Annotated in this window: 23 protein-coding genes and 1 tRNA gene; 17 read left to right on the plus strand and 7 right to left on the minus strand. The window is 52.7% G+C overall.

Annotated features, from left to right (window positions below; all coding sequences use genetic code 11):
- The 3 genes from pstA to phoU all read left to right on the plus strand — a co-directional run bounded on the left by pstA (position 1) and on the right by phoU (position 2,755).
- Positions 1-1,143, plus strand: coding sequence for a phosphate ABC transporter permease PstA (gene pstA / locus H5P27_RS02860; RefSeq protein ID WP_246462473.1), 1,143 nt, complete (start codon positions 1-3; stop codon positions 1,141-1,143).
- Positions 1,143-1,982, plus strand: a complete 840-nt coding sequence (gene pstB, locus H5P27_RS02865) for a phosphate ABC transporter ATP-binding protein PstB (RefSeq protein ID WP_425511335.1) — start codon at positions 1,143-1,145, stop codon at positions 1,980-1,982. The genes pstA and pstB overlap by 1 nt, the downstream gene beginning before the upstream one ends.
- A 110-nt stretch (positions 1,983-2,092) precedes the next feature.
- Complete coding sequence (gene phoU, locus H5P27_RS02870; protein ID WP_185658865.1) at positions 2,093-2,755, plus strand: phosphate signaling complex protein PhoU; 663 nt, start codon at positions 2,093-2,095, stop codon at positions 2,753-2,755.
- Between the two features lie 26 nt (positions 2,756-2,781).
- On the opposite strand, the gene H5P27_RS02875 is transcribed toward phoU, so the two are convergent.
- Positions 2,782-3,489 carry a hypothetical protein gene (locus H5P27_RS02875; RefSeq protein WP_185658866.1) on the minus strand — a complete coding sequence of 236 codons (708 nt, stop codon included), beginning with the start codon at positions 3,487-3,489 and terminating at the stop codon, positions 2,782-2,784.
- A gap of 198 nt (positions 3,490-3,687) precedes the next feature.
- On the opposite strand from H5P27_RS02875, the gene H5P27_RS02880 reads away from it, so the two are divergent.
- From H5P27_RS02880 to H5P27_RS20020, 4 genes are all read left to right on the plus strand, one after another.
- Positions 3,688-4,533 carry a hypothetical protein gene (locus H5P27_RS02880; RefSeq protein ID WP_185658867.1) on the plus strand — a complete coding sequence of 282 codons (846 nt, stop codon included), beginning with the start codon at positions 3,688-3,690 and terminating at the stop codon, positions 4,531-4,533.
- 64 nt (positions 4,534-4,597) lie between these two features.
- On the plus strand, positions 4,598-5,395 hold the full coding sequence (locus tag H5P27_RS02885) for a disulfide bond chaperone (RefSeq protein ID WP_185658868.1): 798 nt from the start codon (positions 4,598-4,600) through the stop codon (positions 5,393-5,395).
- 63 nt (positions 5,396-5,458) lie between these two features.
- On the plus strand, positions 5,459-6,625 hold the full coding sequence (locus H5P27_RS02890; protein WP_221774582.1) for a M24 family metallopeptidase: 1,167 nt from the start codon (positions 5,459-5,461) through the stop codon (positions 6,623-6,625).
- 18 nt (positions 6,626-6,643) lie between these two features.
- A complete protein-coding gene (locus H5P27_RS20020; protein ID WP_185658870.1) occupies positions 6,644-7,444 on the plus strand; it encodes a DNA-formamidopyrimidine glycosylase family protein in 801 nt (266 codons plus the stop codon).
- A 10-nt stretch (positions 7,445-7,454) separates the two neighbouring features.
- On the opposite strand, the gene pdxH is transcribed toward H5P27_RS20020, so the two are convergent.
- Complete coding sequence (gene pdxH, locus H5P27_RS02900) at positions 7,455-8,096, minus strand: pyridoxamine 5'-phosphate oxidase (protein ID WP_185658871.1); 642 nt, start codon at positions 8,094-8,096, stop codon at positions 7,455-7,457.
- Positions 8,097-8,178: 82 nt separating this feature from the next.
- Entirely contained in the window at positions 8,179-8,418 is a 240-nt protein-coding gene (locus tag H5P27_RS02905; RefSeq protein ID WP_185658872.1) for a hypothetical protein, read from the minus strand.
- A gap of 292 nt (positions 8,419-8,710) precedes the next feature.
- On the opposite strand from H5P27_RS02905, the gene H5P27_RS02910 reads away from it, so the two are divergent.
- The 4 genes from H5P27_RS02910 (at position 8,711) to H5P27_RS02925 (ending at position 12,406) form a co-directional block, all read left to right on the plus strand.
- Positions 8,711-9,559 (plus strand): methyl-accepting chemotaxis protein, encoded by an 849-nt coding sequence (locus tag H5P27_RS02910; RefSeq protein WP_185658873.1) that lies wholly within the window; start codon positions 8,711-8,713, stop codon positions 9,557-9,559.
- 71 nt (positions 9,560-9,630) lie between these two features.
- A complete protein-coding gene (locus H5P27_RS02915) occupies positions 9,631-10,032 on the plus strand; it encodes a phnA protein (protein ID WP_185658874.1) in 402 nt (133 codons plus the stop codon).
- Positions 10,008-10,925, plus strand: coding sequence for a 3-methyladenine DNA glycosylase (locus H5P27_RS02920; RefSeq protein WP_185658875.1), 918 nt, complete (start codon positions 10,008-10,010; stop codon positions 10,923-10,925). The genes H5P27_RS02915 and H5P27_RS02920 overlap by 25 nt, the downstream gene beginning before the upstream one ends.
- A gap of 116 nt (positions 10,926-11,041) precedes the next feature.
- On the plus strand, positions 11,042-12,406 hold the full coding sequence (locus H5P27_RS02925; RefSeq protein WP_185658876.1) for an OmpP1/FadL family transporter: 1,365 nt from the start codon (positions 11,042-11,044) through the stop codon (positions 12,404-12,406).
- Between the two features lie 69 nt (positions 12,407-12,475).
- Here the strand turns inward: H5P27_RS02925 and H5P27_RS02930 are convergent, their stop codons facing one another.
- Positions 12,476-13,855, minus strand: coding sequence for an MATE family efflux transporter (locus tag H5P27_RS02930; RefSeq protein ID WP_185658877.1), 1,380 nt, complete (start codon positions 13,853-13,855; stop codon positions 12,476-12,478).
- Between the two features lie 190 nt (positions 13,856-14,045).
- On the opposite strand from H5P27_RS02930, the gene H5P27_RS02935 reads away from it, so the two are divergent.
- Both H5P27_RS02935 and H5P27_RS02940 read left to right on the plus strand, forming a co-directional pair.
- Entirely contained in the window at positions 14,046-15,329 is a 1,284-nt protein-coding gene (locus H5P27_RS02935) for an O-acetylhomoserine aminocarboxypropyltransferase/cysteine synthase family protein (protein WP_185658878.1), read from the plus strand.
- A gap of 98 nt (positions 15,330-15,427) precedes the next feature.
- Positions 15,428-16,303: a DMT family transporter gene (locus tag H5P27_RS02940; protein WP_185658879.1), complete on the plus strand. Its 876-nt coding sequence runs from the start codon at positions 15,428-15,430 to the stop codon at positions 16,301-16,303.
- A gap of 100 nt (positions 16,304-16,403) precedes the next feature.
- Here the strand turns inward: H5P27_RS02940 and H5P27_RS02945 are convergent, their stop codons facing one another.
- Positions 16,404-17,609, minus strand: a complete 1,206-nt coding sequence (locus H5P27_RS02945) for an MFS transporter (protein WP_185658880.1) — start codon at positions 17,607-17,609, stop codon at positions 16,404-16,406.
- A 349-nt stretch (positions 17,610-17,958) separates the two neighbouring features.
- On the opposite strand from H5P27_RS02945, the gene H5P27_RS02950 reads away from it, so the two are divergent.
- The 4 genes from H5P27_RS02950 to H5P27_RS02965 all read left to right on the plus strand — a co-directional run bounded on the left by H5P27_RS02950 (position 17,959) and on the right by H5P27_RS02965 (position 20,966).
- Positions 17,959-18,035, plus strand: a tRNA-His gene (locus H5P27_RS02950).
- A gap of 505 nt (positions 18,036-18,540) precedes the next feature.
- On the plus strand, positions 18,541-19,569 hold the full coding sequence (locus H5P27_RS02955; RefSeq protein ID WP_185658881.1) for a LacI family DNA-binding transcriptional regulator: 1,029 nt from the start codon (positions 18,541-18,543) through the stop codon (positions 19,567-19,569).
- Positions 19,570-19,638: 69 nt separating this feature from the next.
- Entirely contained in the window at positions 19,639-20,475 is an 837-nt protein-coding gene (gene trpA / locus H5P27_RS02960) for a tryptophan synthase subunit alpha (protein WP_246462475.1), read from the plus strand.
- Between the two features lie 65 nt (positions 20,476-20,540).
- A complete protein-coding gene (locus tag H5P27_RS02965; RefSeq protein ID WP_185658882.1) occupies positions 20,541-20,966 on the plus strand; it encodes a DUF6941 family protein in 426 nt (141 codons plus the stop codon).
- Between the two features lie 41 nt (positions 20,967-21,007).
- Here H5P27_RS02965 and H5P27_RS02970 read toward each other — a convergent pair whose 3' ends face one another.
- Together H5P27_RS02970 and H5P27_RS02975 are read right to left on the minus strand one after the other, a co-directional pair.
- Complete coding sequence (locus H5P27_RS02970) at positions 21,008-22,090, minus strand: sensor histidine kinase (RefSeq protein ID WP_185658883.1); 1,083 nt, start codon at positions 22,088-22,090, stop codon at positions 21,008-21,010.
- 152 nt (positions 22,091-22,242) lie between these two features.
- Positions 22,243-22,674, minus strand: coding sequence for a response regulator (locus tag H5P27_RS02975; protein WP_185658884.1), 432 nt, complete (start codon positions 22,672-22,674; stop codon positions 22,243-22,245).
- Between the last annotated feature and the right edge of the window lie 12 nt (positions 22,675-22,686).

Genomic DNA, 22,686 nt, shown 5'->3' on the forward strand with positions numbered 1-22,686 from the left:
ATGACTACTCAAATGATCAAAACCAAAGAACGTCCGAGCGTAGGCTTGGATTTTCACGAGAAACCTTCCAAAGCAAAGACTACCGAATCGGTGGTGCTGTGGTTTTTCCGCTTGAGCACGTATTTCATTCTGCTTTGCGCGTCAGTCATATTCCTGACCATCATTTTCAAGGGAAGTCAGACGGTGTTCCAAAGCGAGTTTCCCTTCGTGAATACCGAGTTCCTCACCGAAGCTCCGCAGACTTTGCACGTATTCGAGTACGACGGCCAGAAATACGAACTGAGCGATTCGAATTTCCGCGCCTTCGAAGCCGAGCAGGGGGTCGATATCTCTTCCACGACTTACGCTTATTCAGGTGGCGGCATTTGGCCTTGTATCGTGGGAACGGTATTGCTGGTGCTCGGTTCTATGTCGATCGCCCTGACGCTGGGAGTGCTCAGCGCCATTTTCCTGAGCGAGTATTCCAAACCGGGTAAAACGCTCAATATCATCCGCCTCTCGATCCTGAATCTGGCAGGTGTGCCCTCCGTGGTGTTTGGTATTTTTGGCCTAGGATTCTTCGTTTTGGCAGGCCCTGTCTTTTCATTCAGCGATTTCGAGGGAGCTGCGTTCCAGTTTTGGCCACTTCCAGTTTATTTCGGATTCGCGGGATGGAATGTATCGCTTTTGGCAGGGTGTTTTACACTCGCATTCATGGTCTTGCCCATCGTCATCTCGGCGAGTGAGGAATCTCTCAGGGCGATCCCTCAAGGCTTGCGGGAAGCGTCGCTCGCCTTGGGGGCCAGCAAGTGGACGGCCATCCGTACCAACGTGCTGCCTTACGCGATGCCAGGTATCTTAACCTCTTCTATCATCGGTGTCGCCCGTGTGGCGGGAGAAACGGCTCCGATCATGTTTACGGCCGCCTATGCTATGCGTGACCAGCTTCCTTGGGAAGGATTGGAAAAGTGGTCAGACTTCTTCTTCCAGGGGGTGATGGCTTTGCCTTATCACATCTACGTGGTCAGCGCCAAAATTCCTCAAAACGAATACACCGAGAGGATGCAGTACGGTACTGCTTTCGTCTTTTTGTTCATAGTCGCCGGAATCGCTCTTGCTTCTATTCTGCTTAGAATCCGCATGCGGAAAAAATATCGCTGGTAATGACACTTTTAAAAGATAACCCTTCCGTCACCACTTCTCCTAAGATCAGTACGTCCATGTCCTCCGATTCGCCAGCTACGCCGCGTCCGCTTATCAGCGTGTCCGATTTCGATTTTTTCTATGGAGAGAAACAAGCTCTCTTCGACATCAACATGGAGATGTTCGAAAATGAGGTGACTGCCTTTATCGGACCCTCTGGTTGCGGTAAGAGCACGCTGCTGAGATGCATCAATCGGATGAACGACCTCGTGGAAGTCGCTCGCATTGGCCGAGGCAAGATCGAGGTCAACGGGGCGGATATCTACGACCCGCGCGTCGACACGATCGAACTCCGCAAACGGGTGGGCATGGTTTTCCAAAAGTCGAATCCGTTCCCGAAATCAATTTACGAAAACGTCGTTTACGGCCTTCGCATTCAGGGTATCAACAAGAAGTCCGTTTTGGACGAGACGGTTGAACGTTGCCTGAAGGGGGCCGCCTTGTGGAACGAAGTAAAGGATAGACTCGACACCAGTGGCTTGAGCCTCTCTGGCGGTCAGCAACAGCGTCTCTGTATCGCCCGCGCCCTAGCGGTTGAGCCAGATATCCTGTTGATGGACGAGCCTTGCTCGGCGCTTGACCCGGTCGCGACCGCGAAAGTCGAAGAGCTCATCCACTCGCTTAAAGACCAGTACACGATCGTAATTGTAACGCATAATATGCAGCAGGCGGCTCGCGTTTCCGACAAAACTGCCTTTTTCTATTTGGGTAAGCTCATTGAAATGGCGAAGACCGACACGATTTTCATGAGTCCGAAGAACGAGCAGACGGAAGCTTACATATCAGGTCGATTTGGTTGATCGCGTAGCGCGATCCCTGCTAGTAGCCTTTCCGAAAAACTGATCCAACAACTGATTTTGACAGATGGAGTTCCCCGCCATGAGGGAATCTCTCTCGTTATCCCCCTGATATGAAACGTTACTTCCACGAAGAGCTCGAAGACGTGAGATCGCACCTCATGCTGATGGGCGAAAAGGCCATCGACAATGTGAACCTTGCCATGCAGGCGATTTTGGAGTCGGACATCGCCCTCGCTCAAGAGGTCAAGCGAGCGGATGACCGCATCGACGATATAGAGAAGCAGATCGACGACGAGGTAGCTCGTTACATCGGTTTGCGTGCCCCAGTGGCCAGAGACCTTCGCCTTCTATTCGTAACCGTTAAGGCCAGCAACGACCTGGAGCGAGTAGGCGATGAGGCGACTAGTATTGCCAAACGCACCGCTAAGATTCTTCAGAGCGGTCGTTCCTTTGGCCAATTAGGCCAGCTCCCGCGGATGTGCGATTTGGCGGTGGGCATGCTCAAAGAGGCGCTGCATTGCTTTATCGACGAAGATGAAACCAAAGCTGGCCCGATCTTCGAGAGGGACAAGGAAGTCGACTCCTTGCACCGTGAAAATTTCACCTATTTCGTGGAGAAGATGAAATCTGATCCGGACTTAGTGCTCTATTGCACGGAGTTAGTTTTCATATCAAAGGCGATGGAGCGAATCGCTGACCACGCCCAAAACATTGCGGAAGAAGTCTACTTTTTGCTCACGGCGAAAAACCTCAAAGAGGAAATGTCGCGCTAGCTTCCCGCGTTCATGGGGAGAGTTCTCTAGCGAGCTTTCCCTGTTAATTCAAAGCCCTCGATCTCCTGATCGAGACTCTCGGAATCGCTCGTGAAGACGATCGCGAATTGTCCCGAGAGGTCTTTGTTCTTTGGGTTGTAGAAATTGAATACGTACTGCCAAAGGCGTCTCTTGTCCTTTCGGCTTTTAAGGGTGGGTTGTCCCATCACCTCGGAAATGTCGAACATGCTAGGCAGCTCGATTCCGTCCAAGGATTCTCGGCTCATCGCTGCAGTGGCGCTTTTTCGGAGCTTGTTGATTTTCGCCTTTCCGAGGCTGCGGAAGAGTTCGACGATGAAATCTTCTGGGATCGCTTCCAGGAGCTTCTGATCAAAATCGATCCGAGTGAGGAGGCCGTCCTCAAAGCGGGTCATGAAAACGATGCTGAACGGGCTGCCCGCGTCCTCGGCTCGTTTCTTCTCAAATCTCCAATGCCAATCCTCGACCTTGGGACCGTGGGCGATTTGTTCGACTCGAGTAGGGGCTGATTCGGTAATGAAAATGAAATCCTCGTCTCGCACCACAGGTTTTGGAAATTGAAGGGATAGCCCGTGAGAGTCCTCTACCACTACATTTTGGTCGAAGTCAGCAAGCTGGTTCTTGAAGCGAAGAAGCCGTAGATAGACGCAGCCTGAAAGGAAGGTAAGAATCAGGCAAAGAGTGGCAGCTTGGATGAGTCGGCGTTTTGGCAACATCGCTATCAAGGCGTTTAAGGGGCAGGTGGATCGACAGGGTCCCACCAAAATCGGACTGGCGCAAGCAAAGGAGGAATCTGCTTTCCCCATTGTCGCGTAGTGGTTTCTTGCCAAGGCTTGAGATTCTCAGGTTGCGTGCTCGTGTTTTTCGATTACCGGTTACACACAAGCCCAAGTCCCCCGACCTCACTTCCGCTTATGAAGACTTATCCCGCACTCCTGCGAATTCTTCCAGCTTTGCTCTTGCTCGCTACATTCCAGCTCAAGGCGCAGGATGAAGAACGTCCTATCTGGGAACAAGAGGCCATGCTGATTTATCATGGACAGTCGACGGAATTTAACCGGCTCCGCTCGCTGGGCAAAAACAACAATCGGCTCGCTCTGTATACGGAAGCTTTGGACACGGTTTATGGTAAGCTGAAGGTCGAGGAAGAAGAGCCTTACAAAGTGGCAGAGCGCATCTTCGAGAATTTGATTTCCGACAACTCCAGTGATGCGATCGGACTGGCCTCCGCCTACTACTTGGCTCGTGTCGTTCAGTCGAACCCTTACGAGAAGGATATCGCCAAAGCAAAGATGTTGTACTGGGACCTTTATGAAAAATGGCCGGAACGCTTCTTTGGGCAGATGGCTTTCGTGAAATATGCGACCTTGCACATCTACGACGACGACGGAAGTGGCGATGAAGTTTTGACGCGTATCCAGGATTTGGAACCGATGCTCAATAAAATTAGCATCTCGAAGCTCAAGCAGAATGCCCACCGGATAATGGGTGAAGCTTATGTGGCTTTCGAACTGGATTCGGAATCAGCGTTTAAACATCTCAAGAAAGCGTATGATTTGGGAGTTCCGGTGCAGTCCATCAAGATCGAGGTTCTGGAACGCTTGGCAGTTCTGGGAGAGGAAATAGGTGAGACCGAGCGAGCCTTGTCCGCTTATGACGAGTTGCTGCTGATCGCTCCCAATCATCCGCAGGCGATCGCGTTTGCCGAGAATGCCAGCAGACTCCGCCAGCAGCTAAACGAGTCCGCTCTCTCGCAGTGAAGGCTTCCTTGGCTTCCGCGCCTCGGGCTTGACGACGAGGCGAGTGTTTCGTCAAAACCATTTCATGTCTGACAACGACTCGCAGCAGGAGAACGACGTTCTATCCATCAAGTCACGCTTCGTGAGAGGCCGGAACATGCTTTACGCTAAGGCAGATTTTGGCCCGCTTTTCGTAGATTATTACCTCCACCTCAAGGACAACGATCTGAAGCTAGCTGCTGATCTTGACGATCGCCTGAAAGAGGCTTTGGCATTGTTCAGCCTGCACTGCATCTCGCGTCCGCGGAATGACATTCTAGCGTGGACCGTCAATTTCCAAGAGCCTTTGGTAAACGTGTTTTTGGCGGGCGATACGGGTACAGGCGATGTAGTTGGGCGCATCTATGACGAGGGGGTCAAGGAGGCTAAGGAGAACAGCTTTTATCAGGATTTGGTTCGTCTAAATCGCGAGCCACACCGTTCGGTGGTCGGCTTTCAAGGCGGCAGCATGATTCACGCAGTCGAAGAGTTCTATCGCCGCAGCGAGCAAAGGCCTGCCAAGTTCTTTCGACTGGAGCCGGATGTATTTGCCATCGTCGCTGCGCACCCGGACTACGATGAAGACTGGTTCGATACGCTTACCACTGAGGACGTTCGCGGTATCGAAGCTACCGAAGAGGTAGTGGATTTGGAGACACGCTTCGTACGCTGGCACTGTGGTTGTAATCAAAACCGCATCCTAGGCGCTTTGGCTCCGACATTTCTGGCAGATCCGGAAGGTCTATTTTTGGGCGAAGAATTGATCGAGGTTAATTGTCCCCGCTGCGCGGGAAAACACCGGATTTCGCGGGAGATGTTGGAAGCCTACGTGGCGGATCAATGATAGGGCGGAGCTCGCTTCGTTCGGATCTTTACAGAAACGGCGCGGCGAGCTTGCATGCTCGTTATGCCAAAGAAAAAAAGCGCCTCTAAGCGAGTGACCAAGACGTCTGCTTCTCCCCTTATTTTCGCCGATACCCAAAAGAGCGCGGATCATCTCTACGTGGGTGGATTCTCAGTACCCGACGCATTCATCTCCTTTAAGAAGGGCCGCAAGTGGTACGCCTTGCTCAACCAGCTTGAGTTTGCCCGAGGTTTGAAAGAATCCAGCTTTGATGAGGTGCTATCTCTCGAGGTTTGGCTCGAGATGGCTCGGGAGAAATTCGAAAAGGCCAAAGTTGGCTACCCAGAGCTTGTGGCAACCATTGCTGACGAGTTTGAGATAGAGACCTTCAAGGTACCTGCGGATTTTCCGAGTTCGCTTGCCTTTAAGATGCTCGAATTGGGGCTGAAGGTTGACGTTTGCGATGGTAGCATCTTTCCCGCTCGCGAAGTCAAAACGGAAGAAGAGCTGGGCTTCATTCGCGAAGGAAATCGTTGTAGCTCGGCAGGTATTCGAGCTGCTGAAAAGGCCATCCGCCAAAGCGTCGTTAAAAAGGGAAAACTCTATTTGGACGGAAAGGTCCTGACCTCAGAAAAACTGCGCAGTCTCATCGAAGTGGCTTGTTTGGAAGCGGGATCCGTTTCCTCCGGCACGATCGCGGCGGGAGGGGATCAAGCTTGTGATCCGCACTGTGAAGGATACGGTCCGCTTCGCGCCAATGAGCTGATCATCGTAGATGTCTTTCCACGCGTATCGAAAACTGGATACCATGGCGATATGACCCGCACCTTTTTGAAAGGGAAGGCATCGGACGCTCAGAAAGCCCTGGTCGATGCGGTTTTCAAAGCTCAACAAGACGCGATCAAGGCGATCAAGACCGGTGTGAACGGAAAGGCGATCCATGGTGGTGTAGTGGATACTTTTACGGAACTCGGTTATGAGACGACTCGTGGCGAGAATGGGGCGGAAGGCTTTTTCCATGGAACTGGTCACGGGCTCGGACTTGAGGTTCATGAAGCTCCGCGAGTTTCAATCGTATCCAATAAGCTGAAACGCAATGCAGTCGTTACGGTTGAGCCGGGCTTGTATTATCCGGGCTTGGGCGGTTGCAGAATAGAGGATGTGGTTGCGGTTCGTGACGATGGAGCAGAGTTGCTCAGCTCCTACCACTATCGCTGGCAAATTCGTTAATCAAAGGCCGTTCCACTTGTGCCTGAGCTCGCTGAGGTATTTTTTCACAGCTCGCATTGGAAAGCTGCGATCGGCGAGTCCTTCGGGCTTGCTTGGTTGCATGCGAGAACCCGTTGCTGCCGAAAACTAGACGCAGTCGAACTGCCGACCGTAATTTCGGGTCTGACCTTAAACGCTGGATACACGCACGGAAAGCGGATGCTTTTCTCTTTTTCAGGCGGAGTGAACTTGGAGGTCCATCTCGGCATGACCGGCTCGTTACACCGTTGCCCGGGAGGTTATCCCGAAGCTAAGCACGATCATTTTGCGCTCCAGAGCGAAGAATCGATTCTCGTTTTTCGGGATCCTAGGCAGTTCGGGCGGGTGGAGCTGCACCTAAGTGAGGAGGGCAAGTTACCTTCGTGGTGGGAGCGTTTGCCACCGGAGCCCCAGACAGACGGTTTCGATCGGGCTTGGTTTGATTCGATGCTAGCTCGAAGGAAAGGGAGTGTATTGAAAGCTCTGTTACTTCAGCAGGATCTCTTTCCCGGTATAGGGAATTGGATGGCCGATGAGATTCTATGGCGGGCTCGTATCCGGCCGGATCGAAAATTCGGATCCCTCGACGATTCGGAGCGCTCAGAGCTTTTTGATTCAATCCGTTGGGTTAGTTCGGAGGCTTTGCGGATCATTGGCAAAGATTACAGCGACCCGCCTGTATCCTGGCTCTTCAAGCATCGCTGGAAGGACGGCGGCATTTGCCCTGTATCGGGAGAGCCGCTTTTGCGAGAAAACATTGGCGGCCGCACAACTTGCTGGTCACCGGCAATCCAGGTTTAAGGCCTTTGGCCTAGGGAGAAAGGCGTTCGATCTTCCATGCTCCGTCCTGCTGTTTTGAGTAGTAGATACGGTCATGGATTCGGGACTTTCCACCCATCCAAAATTCGATTGTCTCTGGTACGATGCGATAGCCTCCCCAAAAGGAGGGCAAGGGGACTTCGCCGTCTTTGAATTTGGCTTTCATCTCCTCGAATTTCGCCAGCAATATGGAGCGGGAGGAAACCACTTTGCTTTGATTTGAAACCCATGCTCCTAGGCGGCTTCCAAAGGGGCGGCTGCTAAAGTACTTGAGCGACTCAGCGGTGGAAACTCGCTCCACGGTGCCCGTAACAATGACTTGGCGCTCTAATAGTATCCAAGGAAAGAGGACGCAAGTTTTGGGATTGTTGGCGAGTTGTTTGCCTTTGCGGCTATCGTAGTTGGTGTAGAAGACGAAGCCTTTGTTGTCGTAAGCTTTCAGCAGTACGATTCGCTGCCATGGTTGGCCGGACTCGTCCACGGTGGACAATGACATGGCGTTGGGCTCAGTGACCTTTCGATCCATGGCCTCCTGGAACCAAACCCGAAATTGTTCGATCGGATTAGGATCTACGGATTCTTCGGTCAGTGAGTCGTGACCATATTCTTCTCTCAATTCGCCTAGATCAGCCATGAGAGAAGGGTCTAGCCCTCGATCGCAGATGCGCAATGATTTTGCCTGCCCGCCAATTTAAAAAGGGTGCCAGGCGGATGGTCTAGCCATCGATCTTTTTGAGGGATTGCTCAGCCATCTGGGCGATTGCCTCAAGGTTGCCCTGCAATTTCAACAGAGCGTTGTCGTCGAACATGCTGGAGAAGTCCTTGCTCTCGACTTGCTGCTCCCGATTTTGGGGTGACGATTGGACAGGGGAGGTAGAGTCGGGCTTTTGCTGCAGCTGATGGTTTTGGTAGAGTCGTGCTGTATTGAAGGAAGCGTTGGTATTGATCTGATCCATCTTTTGGCGTGGGCTGTCGAGCGAGTCGTGGGTTCTCCAACGTTTGGAGAGTGAGTGAATCCGCTCAGTTACTGGTGGTACTCCAAGTAGTATGGCTTCAAATTTGTGCCTTCCAAGCTAATCCCCGCAACAGAAATAATGCATTTTAGAGGGAACACTCTACGAACTCCGCTTGAATATAGAGAGTTTTCTCTGGGTAATCTTGGCTTGGAGTGGCAGCGAGTAGGGTGTTTTTCTTTAGATTCCCAGTATCGCTTCCCCTTTTTCTCCTCTAATCCCCGCTCTTTGCTTCATGAAACATTCCTTTCCCTTACACCGAAAGCTGTTCGTATCCCATTTTCTGGCCGCACTCTTAGTATCTAGCGCTGTAGGATGCTTCGTTTACTTGATGGCTCGCGACAGTATCCTTGAGCAACTCAAACACCGGTTAGGCAGCACGGCATCTTTGATTGCTCAGGAGCTGGACGCCAATCAGCTTAGGGATATCCGCTTTAAGGAGGATACCGAGAAACTAGACTACAGTGAAACTCTGGAATCCTTGCGGGCGATGAAACGGAGCAACAGCGACATCGCATTCCTCTACGTCATGCGGAAGACTCAGGACGGGGAAGTCGTTTTCGTAGTCGATTCTGACGAATCGGATGCTCAGGCCTTGCCGGGTGATGTTTACGAATCGGCGACAGATGAATTGAAGGATGGCTTTTTGCAGACTTCAGCCGACTCCGGTCTGACGACTGACCAATGGGGGACCTTTTTCTCCGGCTACGCCCCACTTAAAAACGGGAAGGGCGAGTACTTGGTGGGCGTGGATATGCGTGTGAACGAGGTCCGTCAAAAACTCTACCAAATTCGGATCGCCGGCTGGATCGGACTAATGACCACCTTGGTGGTGTCGTGGTTCATAGCGACTTGGATGTCGCGGCACTTCAAGAAGCCAATCGACGCGATGGTCGAACAGGTGCAGGCAGTTGCGGCGGGGGATTTTTCGAGGAAAATCGAGATACGCCGCGACGACGAAATGGCGACTTTGTTATCGGCGATCAACGATATGACTTCGGATCTTCAGCAAGCTCGGGAGGACAATATTCGCTTGGTCGAGTCGCTTGGCGACGCCTTCGACTCGGATCGGCGGGAGAGTTGATCCTCTCGGCGAAGGGCGCAAAGGGTTGCCAAATCGAGTCGGGGCTGGCAAAGCTTCCCGAAAATACGGCGATGGCGAAAGGATTGGAAAAGCATCAGGCCCGGCAGGCGGCACTGAATCTTCTGGGAAAGGACCTTACTCGGAGGTCTGGGGCCAAGTGCGAGCTCTGCGAGGCTTCCGGGACGCCACTTCGTGTTTTCGAGGTTCCGCCCGAAGAAGAGGAGCCGGATCTCGATAAGTGCATCTTTCTTTGTGGCACCTGTAGCGAACAGCTCTCCAATCCGAAGCGTCTGGATGTCGGACATTGGCGGTGCGCCTGCCAGTCCGTATGGAGCGAAGTTCCTGCGGTGCAGGTCATGGCTGCCCGTGTGCTTGATCGGCTGGGCAAAACGGAATTGTGGGCGAGGGAAGCTCTAGAAGACGTTTATTTCGAGGAGGACATAGAGTCGTGGATTGCGAGCAAACCGCTGTAAAAGACAGCGTTTTCGAGTCTATTGACGAGGCCTCATGGCAGGCCCGTGCGGAGACGCACGAGAATGTGGTCGGCCCTTACATCGATGCCTATCGGTATCGCCGTTCCAGCCGCACCAAACATCCGGTGCACGATTTTCTCTTCGCCTACTATCAGCTCAATCGCACCGTTATGCGAAGGTGGCGACCGGATCCTACTCAAGTTCTGCAAGGGGAGGCGGCTCGCCAATTTTTGTCCGATCCGAGGTACCGGGAAACAGAGATGGGCGTGGGGCTCGATTTCACTGCTATTTCAGAGAAAGAGTTAAAGCGAATCGCTTGGACGGCTAACTTGATTCGGGCCGCTCGGGCGAGACCGGCACGATTCAACTGCTTCGGGTTGCACGAATGGGCGATGGTGTACAAGGCGGATGAAATCCGGCACGAGACCACGCCCTTGCGGCTTTCCAAGGGTGAAGTCGCCAAAGTCGTGGAAAATGGCTGCATCCGCTGCTCGCATTTTGACGCTTTCCGATTCTTCACCCCCGAGGCCCGTCCGCTTAACGAACTGCAACCTCAGAAAGAGGATCGGGACAGCTACGAACAATTTGGCTGCATCCATTTCAACATGGACCTCTACCGCTGGAGTTATAAGGGAAGCCCTTGGATCGGGTCGGACCTGATGCGTGATTGTTTCCTGCTTGCTTTGGATGCTCGCGAGCTCGACATGCGAGCTAGCCCTTACGACCTCTCGGATTATGGCTACGAGGCGATATTGATCGAAACGTCGGAGGGCCGAGAGCGTTATGTCATCGAGCAGAAGCGTATCCACGATGCCGGTCAGGTCTTGGCGGGGCGCTTGCTCGCTCAATGCGATTTTGTGCTTTGCCAAGCAGGAGTTGCGAAAGTGTCTTAGGCGTTTATAGGTACTTAACCGGATTCTGTGATTTTCTTGGCTGTATTAGGTTTACAGTCATACCAGTCCCGCTAATGCATGGGGGTGTTACACCCTCAACCCCGTATATCTAATCTATGAAATTTCGTATTTTGTCCTCTTGCGGCCTCGCTCTCGTTGGGTTTGGCCTGGGCGCCGCTAGTGTTTTTGGATCTGGATTTGCTATCCAGGAGCAAAGTGTGTCAGGCCTTGGAAATGCCTACGCTGGGGCTGCTGCCTCGGCCGAGGATGCTTCCACCGTCTACTTTAACCCCGCGGGGATGTCTTTGATTGAGAAGCCGCAAGTCCATGTTGGCATGCATCTCATTTTTCCAGATGCGGAGTTCACCAATCTAGGCAGCACGACCTTGACCGCTCCGACCCAGGGTAGCGATTCCGTTTCAGACGAGGAAGCGATCGTGCCGAACCTCTACTACGTCGCCCCGTTGAATGATGACTTGGTCTGGGGATTGGGGATATCCGCTCCCTATGGTCTGACTACGGACTACGACGAAGGTTGGGTAGGGCGCTATGTGGCTAAAAAGACCGAGCTAAAGACGGTGCTTTTCAATCCGTCTTTGGCGTATCGCGTTACCGACAAGCTTTCCATCGGAGGAGGGCTCAGCTACGTGCAGTCTGACGCGACTCTGAGCAACGCGATTGATATGGGACTGGTTTATCTCAACCAGTTCCAAGCCGGAGCCATTCCAGCGAACGCGCAAACAATGGCTTTGGCCAGCGATGTCAGCGCCAATCTCGGAAGCTCTGCCTACGACGGATTTATCGAATTGGAAGGAGACGGGGACGGTTGGGGATTCAATCTGGGGGCCATCTATGAGCTGAGCGAGGACTGGCGAGTCGGCTTGCACTACCGCTCGGAAGTTGACCTCAATCTCAAGGGAACGGCCGATTTTACGGTCGGTCCGCTCGAGAGTATCCTCGGAGCGGCCTTTGCCGATCAGGGGGGCTCAGTGGATATCACCTTGCCCGATACGCTCTCTCTTTCCGTGTTTGGCCAAGTGAACGAGCGTCTCTCGTTGATGGCAGACGTAACCAAAACGGGCTGGAGCTCATTCGAAGAGCTTCGAATCAAGTTCGAAACTGGTACTCCTTCGGACAGCGTAATCCCGGAACTTTGGGAGGATGTCAGCAAGTACAGCGTGGGAGCTACCTACAAATTCAATGACGTCTTCACCGGTCGTTTCGGTCTCGCCTACGACGAGTCTCCTGTGCCGGACAACGAATACCGCTCGCCTCGAATCCCAGACGAAGATCGAACCTGGATCTCGCTCGGTTTGAGCACCGCGATGTCCGACTCCTTGGATCTGCACTTGGCCTACGTGAACATCTTGGTCGACGACCCTATGATCGACAACAGCACCCACTCCGCCGGACAGCGGCTCTACGGGCGAATTGACGCGTCGGTACACCTTCTGAGTTTTGGTCTGACCAAACGGTTCTAGCGAAACTTAGGACTCTTTCCAACGCCGCTCGCGACCTGTTCGCGGCGGCGTTTTTTGTAGAAACCGAACCTAGTCGATCAGGCGGCGGTCCTTCCATTTGCCACTGCGGAAGCGACTGAAGAATATGATGCTGAGGGCCACCAAGTTGATAGTTAAGACTCCCCACGCCCAGATCAGCGGAAGTTGGAAAATCTCTACCACCAGCACGGTGGGGATTATCACCAGAACCACGGAAGTGATCGCCAAAACCCGCATCACAAAGGTCGTATCGCCCGCTCCCTTCAACGTGCCGCTGGAGAGGATAACTACGCCCTCGAAGAGCGTGAAAACGGCCACGAACTTTAAGAGGTCCTTGATCAGATCGATCAATTCAGCCGGCGGGGGGACTTCTCTGGCCAGAAAGAATGGGGCGATGAAAAGGTAAGGGATTGTCAGGTAAGTAATGGATACGGCTGCGTTGTAGAAGACCGCCATATGCATAGCCGAGTAGGTCGACTTCTCCGCAAGGTCGCTCCTTCCGCCACCTTGATATTGGCCTACGACGATTGTGGTCGCGATGCCGAGTCCGACCAGCGGCAGCACTCCTAGCAAATGGATTTGCTGGGCGATGTTGTTGGCAGCCGCGTCCACCACGCCGAGTCGACCTACCAGCAACGTGAAAATGGTGAAGCCGATCACATCCAAGAAGAAATGCATTCCGGATGGGAAACCGAAGCGGAGCATGCGGAGGAAGAGCTCCTTGTTCAGTTTGCAGGACGAACGAGTGGCGTAAGCCTTTTCGTTTTGCGGACTCAGAAAAAGTAGAAAGTAGATCACGACTACGATCGTGGAACTTGCCAAAGTGGCATAACCGGCCCCTTCGATGCCCATTTCTGGAAATCCCCAGTTTCCGAATATCAGGGCGTAGTCGAAGGCTGTATTCAAAATCGTGAGCAGAACATTTATCCAAACGATGGTCCAAGCCCGTCCACGTCCTGAATAGAAGCAGGATAGGACCGCATTGCACAAAAAGAGGACGGCTCCGAAGTTCAGAATCTTCAGGTAGCTCGCTTCCATCTTTTGCACCGCGGGCGCGTGATCGATCACCGCGAAAATCTCCTCGGTGAAGGGAGAAATCAGCGGTAGGGCTACCGCCCCGATCAGGCTAATGTAGAGCCCCTGCCAAACCGCGGTTCCCACTTTGTCGTGTTGCTTCGCTCCCGTGTACTGGGCCACGAATGTGGAAGTGTACATGGCGGTGCCGAAAAAGGGGCAGAGCAAAGTCCAGTTTAGGATCCCTGCTGGCAGGGCCGCTCCGATCGCTTCATTGGAATACCAGCTCAGCAACATGCGGTCGACGAACAACAAGATAGAAGTCGAGCCGGTGCTTAGGATGAGCGGGAATGCGATTTGAAGCAGTTGGCGATAGCCGGCTTCCTCGTTCCAGCGGTTATTGATCGAAGAGAGCATGGTTGGATTGGGACCTAAGGAACCGCAGCGTATTTGGAAGACAATTAGCTTTTTCAGCTTTTCCCGAGGCTCTCTTGCAAATGCGAGGATTCCTTATTGTCGGCAACCCAAAGCTTCGCCACAGTTCGCCTTCCTCTAGGTCCTTTCCCATCTTTGGACCTATTTGCTAACCCAACCCAATCTCTCCAAAATGAATCTAGAGACGAAATGCCTTCATGCCGGACAGCAGCCGGATCCGACTACCAATTCGAGAGGAGTGCCGGTCTACCGCACCACTTCCTACGTTTTCAACAACACTGAGCACGCGGCCAACCTCTTTGCCTTAAAGGAACTGGGTAACATCTACACTCGCTTGATGAACCCCACTCACGACGTGCTCGAGCAGCGAATCGCGGCTCTTGAGGGTGGAGCTGCCGCTCTAGCCGTCGCGTCCGGCACAAGCGCTATTTTCTACACCATCATCAACATCGCCAAAGCGGGTGACAATATCGTGTCTGCCAACAACCTCTACGGCGGCACTTACACCCAGTTTGACAGCATCCTTCCAGATCTAGGTATCACGGTGAAGTTCGTGGATGCCAGCGATCCGCAAGCAGTGGCAGATGCCATCGACGACAAGACTCGTGGCGTATTTTGCGAGAGTATCGGAAACCCGGGCCTCGATGTGACTGACTTGGCTGCCTTGTCGGAAGTCGCGCACGCTCGTGGCCTGCCGCTTATCGTCGATGCGACCTTTTCGACTCCTTACCTATGCCGTCCAATCGAGCACGGAGCCGACATCGTGGTGCATTCCTTGACCAAGTGGCTAGGTGGCCATGGCGCCGGCATCGGAGGCATCGTGGTAGACTCAGGCAAGTTTAATTGGGCCAATGGAAACTTCCCGCTCTACGACGAGCCGGACAGCGCCTACCATGGACTGCGTTGGGCCCACGATTTGCCAGAGCCTCTCGCTTCATTAGCGTTTATCTTGCGCATGCGCACCGGGCCCTTGCGCAACTTGGGAGCCTGCATTTCTCCCGATAACGCTTGGATGATTCTGCAAGGCGTGGAAACGCTGCACCTTCGTATGGAGCGTCACTGTGAAAATGCCCTCGCGGTAGCGAAGCATCTGCAAGCTTCCGATGCGGTCGAGTGGGTCAAGTATCCAGGACTTGAGGACAACGAGAACTACTCCAAAGCCCAAAAGTACATGAATGGAAAGGGCGGTTCCATGGTGGTGTTCGGCATCAAAGGAGGAGCAGAAGCTGGATCGAAGTTCATCGATTCTCTGCAGCTCTTCAGCCACTTGGCGAACGTCGGCGATGCCAAAAGTCTGGCGATCCATCCCGCTACAACCACGCACAGCCAGCTCACGGAGGAGCAGCAGGCATCCGGTGGCATCACTCCGGAGCTGATTCGCCTCTCCATTGGGATCGAAAGCGTCGAGGACATTATCGCAGATCTTGATCAAGCGATCGCTTCTGCGACGGCCTAATGCGGTTATAGTTTTGTAATTTGGGACGCGTCGAAATTTGGCGCGTCCCTTTTTTTGTTATCGCGCGGTGAGCTTCGGACTTGCAACGTGATCGAGCAATGGAGCCTTACCACTCGATACCGATCGCCACCGGCCTGATATACACCGTTGCCACTTTGTGTATCAAGCGGGCCACTACTAATGGCGTCGGCCCTTGGCGGACTACGTTCGTCTCAAATTTTGTCATCTTTCTGGTCGCCTTTCCTTTTTGGTTTTTTGGTGAGCCGATCGAGGATTTCAAAACCTTGTTCATGCCTTTGGTGATTGGGACTGGGTTCTTTTTCGGGCAAGTTTTGACCTGCTTGGGCATTCACAAGGGTGACGTAAGCTTGCTTACCCCGTTGCTTGGCATGAAGACGATCATGGTCGCCTTCATGGTTTCCATCGGGCTTGGCGAAGACCTGCGAGCAGAAGTTTGGATAGGGGCGGTATTGAGCGCAGTGGCCGTTTTGCTCATGAGTGGCAGCTCGAAGGTGGAACGAAAGCGAGCTCTGATGACAATCGCTTTCGGATTGGGTACTTCGTTCAGTTTCGCCGCTTGCGACACTGCTATGCAGGCTTACGGATCTACCTTAGGATTTCACAAAATAACCGCAGGCACCTTCACAGTGGTGATGGCGTACTCGTTTTTGCTGATACCGTTTTTTAGTGGCTCAGTGCGGGGAATTAGTGGAAGAACTTGGACTTGGTTGCTGGCCGGAACCAGTTTGCTGGCTCTCCAAGCCGCCATGATGTCTTACGTTTTCAGCGTTTTCGGAAAAGCCGCGGTGGTGAACGTAATCTACAGCGCCCGAGGAATCTGGAGTGTGATTTTGGTTTGGGCGATTGGGCACTGGTTTTCAAACGATGAACGCAATCTCGGAAGAGCTGTTCTGGGACGCAGGCTAATCGGGGCTACACTACTCGCGACCGCTATTGTGGTGGTAATGAGGTAGGGGAGGCGCTGCGGCCAAAGACGCATGAAAAAAACGCTCCCCGCGTGAAGCGAAGAGCGTTTTTCGTGAAGAGCCTTTGTGGGGATGGCAAAATGGGAAGCTAGGCGGAACGTTGCACCTTGTTTCGTAATGCGAAAAGGATTCCGAAAGCGACGATGAGAACGATGGGGAAGAGAGTCATGTTGCCCAAGGTTGCCTGTCCGGCAGCGAGTTCTACTTCCTCTGCCGGGACCCCTGCGGCAATCGCCTTCTCGCGGGCGGAATCGATCCACGCTCCAATGACGGGGTTCCACATGCTTACTGCGAACATGCCGGCCCCTCCCATAAGCGACATTCCCAGGGCTCCAGTTTTAGGCTGATATTCGCCGATGAAACCAATCATGGTGGGCCAGAAGTAGCATACGCCCACGGCGAAAATAATAATAGCCAGGTAGACCATCCCGCCAGTTGCCACGCTTAGGAGATAGAGTCCGATAGCGGATGCGATCGCGGAGAGTAGGAGAACGCCGATTGGGTTGAGAGTATGGATGACGGGACCTGCGAATTGGCGGCCAATAGCCATCAATCCCGTGCTCAAAGCCAGAAGCACCATCGGGTGGGCACCGGTTTCGCCAAGGATTCTTTCGACCCACTGTTGAGTTCCGAGTTCGGTAGTGGCGGTCAATGTCATGCACAGGATCATGAACAAGTATAGCGGCGAGAAGAGGCTACGGATATTTGTCCCTGTTGAAGTCTCGATGTTTTCGGATTTGGGGAATGATTGAGTGAAGACAAAGAAACCATAAATCGCGGTCGGTAGTAGCATGGTGGCTATTTGAAGCTGCCAGCCAAGGGAAGCGTCGGTCATGAATTTGGAGACAAGCGCTCCGATCACGATGCCCCCGGGAAACCAGACATGGAAGCGGTTGAGCATCGTTGTCTTGTTTTTCGGATACATGTCCGCGATGAGCGGATTGCAGGCTGCCTCCACAGAACCGTTGGCGAAGCCGATCAGGAAAGTCGAGATCAGCAAGCTCCAGAATCCCCCTGCAAATATGGTCAAAAGCAAGCCCGCCAAGTGGCCGACGAAAGCGATGATGAGAAGGTTTTTAGCCCCCAGATAATTGTAGGCTAGGCCAAGCACCATCATTGCTACTGGAAAGCCGAGGAAGGCCATTGAGTTTACCCAGCCAAGTTGAGTGTCGCTCAATCCGAAATTTGTTGCGAGTTGGGATAGGATACCTGCTCGGATGGCGAATGTCATCGCCGTGACGATCAGGGCTAGGCAGCTCGCGGTGAAAAGTTTGGAAGCGTGTACGTTGCTCATAGACTGGTTCAGTTGCTGTGGGGGGTGGTTGTCAGGATATGGGTAGACCGAGTCCACTTCAGTGGCAGGTCGGGATACGAAAATGGGGTAATCGGGCGGGGGCTATCCGGGAGTGATGTAGGTGGGGTCGGGGGATAGGGACTTTTCGAAAGTTTATTAAATTGGGTCGGGTGTCGACAAAGAAGCAGAGGCTGATGCGCATGCTTATGAATGAGTTGACGAATAGGAGGCTGATCGCTGTGGCTCTTGCTTGATTCTGCTCGATCGTTCAGGACAGTTGATTTTCCACGCTAAAATCATTGACAAAGGGGAGGGCCAGTGAAACTTAGTGCCCTTCTTTTTTAGGATGGTGGTAGTAGCTCAGTTGGTTAGAGCACCGGATTGTGATTCCGGGGGTCGCCGGTTCGAGTCCGGTTTATCACCCCATCCTAAGAGAAAAGCCGAGCTCTCGTAGTCTCGGCTTTTTTTGTGCCTATGCAGAGACGGCGAGGACTTGAAGCGGCGAAGCCGGTTTGGTGAGCGAAGCGAACAGGAAACGCCGCAGGCGTTTGGGCGAAGTCCCGAGACGAGCTGCAGGCTCGCGAGTCAATCCGGTTTATCACCCCATCCTAAGAGAAAAGCCGAGCTATCGCAGTCTCGGCTTTTTTTGTGCCAGTGCAGAGATGACGAGGACTTGAAGCGGCGAAGCCGGTTTGGTGAGCGTAGCGAACAGGAAACGCCGCAGGCGTTTGGGCGAAGCCCCGAGACGAGCTGCAGGCTCGCGAGTCAATCCGGTTTATCACCCCATCCTAAGAGAAAAGCCGAGCTATCGTGGTCTCGACTTTTTTTTGGCCTATGCTAAGTGTTAGACCACTTGTGTGGGGTTAATGCCTCAGCTAGATTTCGCTTTACGCTTGCTCTCCGTCTACGAGGCGGGAAATTTCTGCTGGAAATGAAGTCGGTCAAAGAGCTTGCTCAGAGTTTGGGATTGTCCAGTTCGACGGTCTACGACGCTTTGCGTGGAAATCCTCGGGTGAAGGTTCAGACGCGTGATCGGATTTTAGAGGCGGCAAAAGCAGCCGGTTTCCAGTACAATCCTTTGGTCGGCTCGCTCATGTCTGAGGTGCGTCGCGCTCGAGCTTCAACCTTTCGAGGCGTAGTCGCGGTGGTCGATTTGGAAAGTCCCAAGGCGAGGCCGGACAAGACGGAGGATTTTCAATCCGCCTTGCGTAGAGGTGCCAAGAAAATGGGGGAGCAACTTGGTTTTAAGGTAGAGCTCTTCGTTTTAGGTCAAGAGGGGATCACCGTGGCCCGCCTGGATTCCATTCTCAAATCCCGAGGGATTCGGGGCTTGCTGATTCTTCCTGCCAAAAGCGCTCCGGATATCAGCGAGCTCAATTGGAGCGAATATGCGGGGGTCTACACGGACTGTATCATCGAGAAGCCGGCCTTGGATTCCGTTTGTCCGGACCATTTCAGAGCCATGACGCTGGCTTTGTCCAAGGCGAAGGAACTCGGTTACCGGCGTCCAGGCTTTGTTTTGCAGGCAGACTACGATCAGCGTTTACTTTATCGTTGGGAAGCAGCTTTCCGCTCCTTTGGCCTACACCACGAAGGATTCGATTGGATAGAGCCTTACACGGGAGAGAAGCTGTATGAGTCCGAGTTTAAGAGCTGGTTCGAGGCAAATAAACCCGATCTCATTTTATCTCACCGAATTCAGATTAAGGCTTGGATGGAGCGTTTGGGGGCTAAGATTCCGGAGACGCATGGTTTCTGCAAAATAAACATCACGACCAGCCCGGAACCGGTATCCGGTCTCTATCTCTGTCCGCTAGAGTTGGGGCAAAGGGCGATGCAGTTGCTAATCGGAAAGCTGCACCGCAATGACTACGGAATACCAAGTGTGCAACTGACTTCCATGGCCTCGCCGGTTTGGGTGGATGGACCGACCATGAGGCAAATGCAGGCCTCGGGTTAAGCCAAAGCAGAGTCGCGCTTTTGTGGCGGAGGTTTGGGGGGGGCGAGTGGATCTCCGCTGCGCTTGACCTTGTCTCCCGCATTCTCCATGGCTTGGGCGATGAATCGTATCGAGTCCGCATTTTCCAAAGCCAAGTCCGAAGGGCGTTCCGCGTTTGTGTCCTATGTTTGCGCTGGAGACCCTGATATCGAGACTTCGCTCGAAGTCTGCCGTACGCTGATCAAAAGTGGCGTGGACGTGATGGAGCTCGGCGTTCCCTTCTCTGATCCGTTGGCAGATGGCTTGACTAATCAGCTGGCGGCACAGAGGGCCTTGGAGTCAGGTACCACTCAGGCTGACGTTTTTGATCTGGTCAGGAAGATTCGCGCCGAAAATGACACGGTACCAATTGTATTCTATACCTATTATAATCTGATGTTCAGCAATGGCTTGGATCAGTACATTGCCGCCGCTCGAGCTGCGGGTGTTGACGGCTTGCTGGTTCTCGATCTGCCACCAGAAGAGGCGGAAGACCACCTAGCCTCCTGCGAAAAGTATGGTATGGGCACCGTATTTCTGATCGCTCCCACGACCCCGTCCGATCGAGTCGGCTACATCGCCAAGCACGCTACCGGGTTTGTCTACTATGTATCCCGCACGGGTGTTACGGGTGTTCGGGATGATCTCGCCGACGATTTGAATGAAATGGTTGGAATGATCCGCGAGGCTACAGACAAACCCCTCGTCGTGGGATTCGGAGTTTCCAAACGCGAGCAAGTCAGAGCGATTTGCGAATTGGCGGATGGGGTCGTGGTTGGTAGCGCGATCGTGAATACGATTAAGGAAAACCTAGGGGATACGGCCGCGATTACCTCTAACATGGGAACCTTGGTCTCCGATTTGGTCGCGGGAACTCAGGTAAGATAGTCCTGCTCGAAGCATCTTAGCTTGGTCACTTGAGTTTTCGCCGAAGGCGACTAGTCTCCCTACGAATGATTGTTGAGATCCTATCGATTTGCGATGCCGCCACTGACTATAGTGGGCGACTGAATTTGCTCGGAGCCTTCGAAGGGATTGCCTCTGCGTCGGCTCCCATTACGCGGGAGAGCTGTTCAATCGCTATTCGGATGCGCTTTGGCGTTTTGGAAGAAGGCAAGCATCTCGTCGCAGTCAAATTCGTGGACAAAGATGACAACACTATTGGCCCGGTTATGAATGCGGGGATCAGTGTGAAAATGCAGAAGGGCAGGGAGAGCGGAGCTCACAATCTCGTGGTGAACTTGAATCGCATCAGCTTTCCGAGATTCGGAACTTACCGAATTCAGCTTTTAGTAGATGGGGAATGGAAAAGCGAAATCCCACTCCTCGTCGCACAAGCGCGAGCTCGCTCCAGGATCACGGGAGCGATGGAAAATTAATTTAGCAGCGGCCAGCAGCTCGAAGTTCGAGGCTATCTCATCTAGTGTTCTGGGAACGGGATTCTGAAAAATACGGTTGTACCGACGTTTGGTTCGGACTGGATCCAAATATTTCCTCCCTGTCTCTCAATTGCCTCTTTGCAAATGGCCAATCCTAGGCCCGTCCCTTTGCTCGACTTCTTGACATCCTGGAGTCGGTAAAGCGGTTCAAATACCTGTTTCGCATGCTTCATCTCTAGCCCGATTCCATTGTCAGTAATCGACACAACCTGCCAATGATCACGGTATTCATAGCTGACTTTGATGGATGGGCTCCTTGAATTGTTGTACTTGATTCCGTTTTGTATTAAGTTTGTGAGTACGTGATTCGTGAGGGATGTGCTACAATGGATTGTGAGGTCGGTCTCTTCGACGACTACATCCGCGTCGGCTTCTTCGATGGTGTCTCTCATGCCTTCCACCGCGGAGTGGGCAAACTCGGAAAACTTGACCTCGGTGATCTCGATTTCGGATTGGGCAGCGAGCGTATAAGTTAAAAGGTCGTCTACTAGGTTAAGCGACTTCTTGGAACTCCTGATGATGTCATTCGCCACCTCTTTTTCCGTCTCTCCGACGTGTTCTGAAAAGGAATCGAGTAGGATATTGGCGAAAGATTGGATACTTCTCAAGGGGGCGGCAATATCGTGGGCAACGTATCCAGCAAACTTTGACAGTCGTGCTTCGTGCTCCTTTTGGCGGATTGAGTAGAGAAGAATTCGCTCTATCAAGGATGGCTCTAGTTCATTCTTATCCATGAAGAGAGTGGCTCCCTTCTCCAGACCGCCAACGCTTGAGCTGATTCCACCTGTACTCGTCATCATGATGATGGGTAAGGAGCGAACTCCGTAGTTAAAGAGGTCGAGTGCTTCAGGCGCGGTCAGGTCCTCCAGATGGAAGTCTATGAGGATCGCATCCAGATCATGTAGCTCGTGCAGATCGTTTACCTCCAGCGGATTTGATATCCACCAGTGGTTTACTTTCACGTTTGGCAGTCGGTCCAAGACTTGGCCGATCCATTGGTATTCTTCCTTTTGATCGTCGACGACGACTATATTCAATGTCCTAGGGCGTTTTGTTCGCTCCATTTCGCGTATTAGGGGGAACCCTTTCCTTAAATTTTTCCTGTTGGCTGATCTGTTTTAATTTCCCGTACTTTCGTTCTGAGAATGTGGTATTTCATTTTCGGCTGCCTTGGCCTAGAGAGTCATTTATCTGGATCTCACAGGTTTTTTGTCCGTTAAGACTCACCTCGAAAGGCAGGGGGGAGGTTGTTCTGTCTCATCCAGTAGTCTTCAAACGATTTAACTAGTTCCACTAGTGCGGAGAAGGAAAACGGTTTAACGAGGTAGCTGTTTGCACCCTTTCTGTAGGCCGTCTCGATATCGACAACGTAGTCTGAACTCGAGAAAACCACCAAAGGAATGAGTTTTGCTTCTGGATTCGAGCGAACGTTTTCCAAAAACTCGAATCCGCTGACGCCTCCCTCTATGCGTAGGTCGACAAGACAGGCCTTGGGCAGAGTCCTGTCGGCAATCGCTTGCGTAAGAAGTGAATTCGCTTCCTCGACGTTTCGAGCGAAGACGATTTCCATCCCGTTGCTTACCTCCTTAATGGCTGCCTGGATCAGGAAAATGTCATCCTCGTTGTCTTCTAAAATTAGCAAATCCATAGGTATATACGT

The organism is Pelagicoccus albus (genome assembly GCF_014230145.1).
In the GTDB taxonomy this organism is placed as follows: domain Bacteria; phylum Verrucomicrobiota; class Verrucomicrobiia; order Opitutales; family Opitutaceae; genus Pelagicoccus; species Pelagicoccus albus.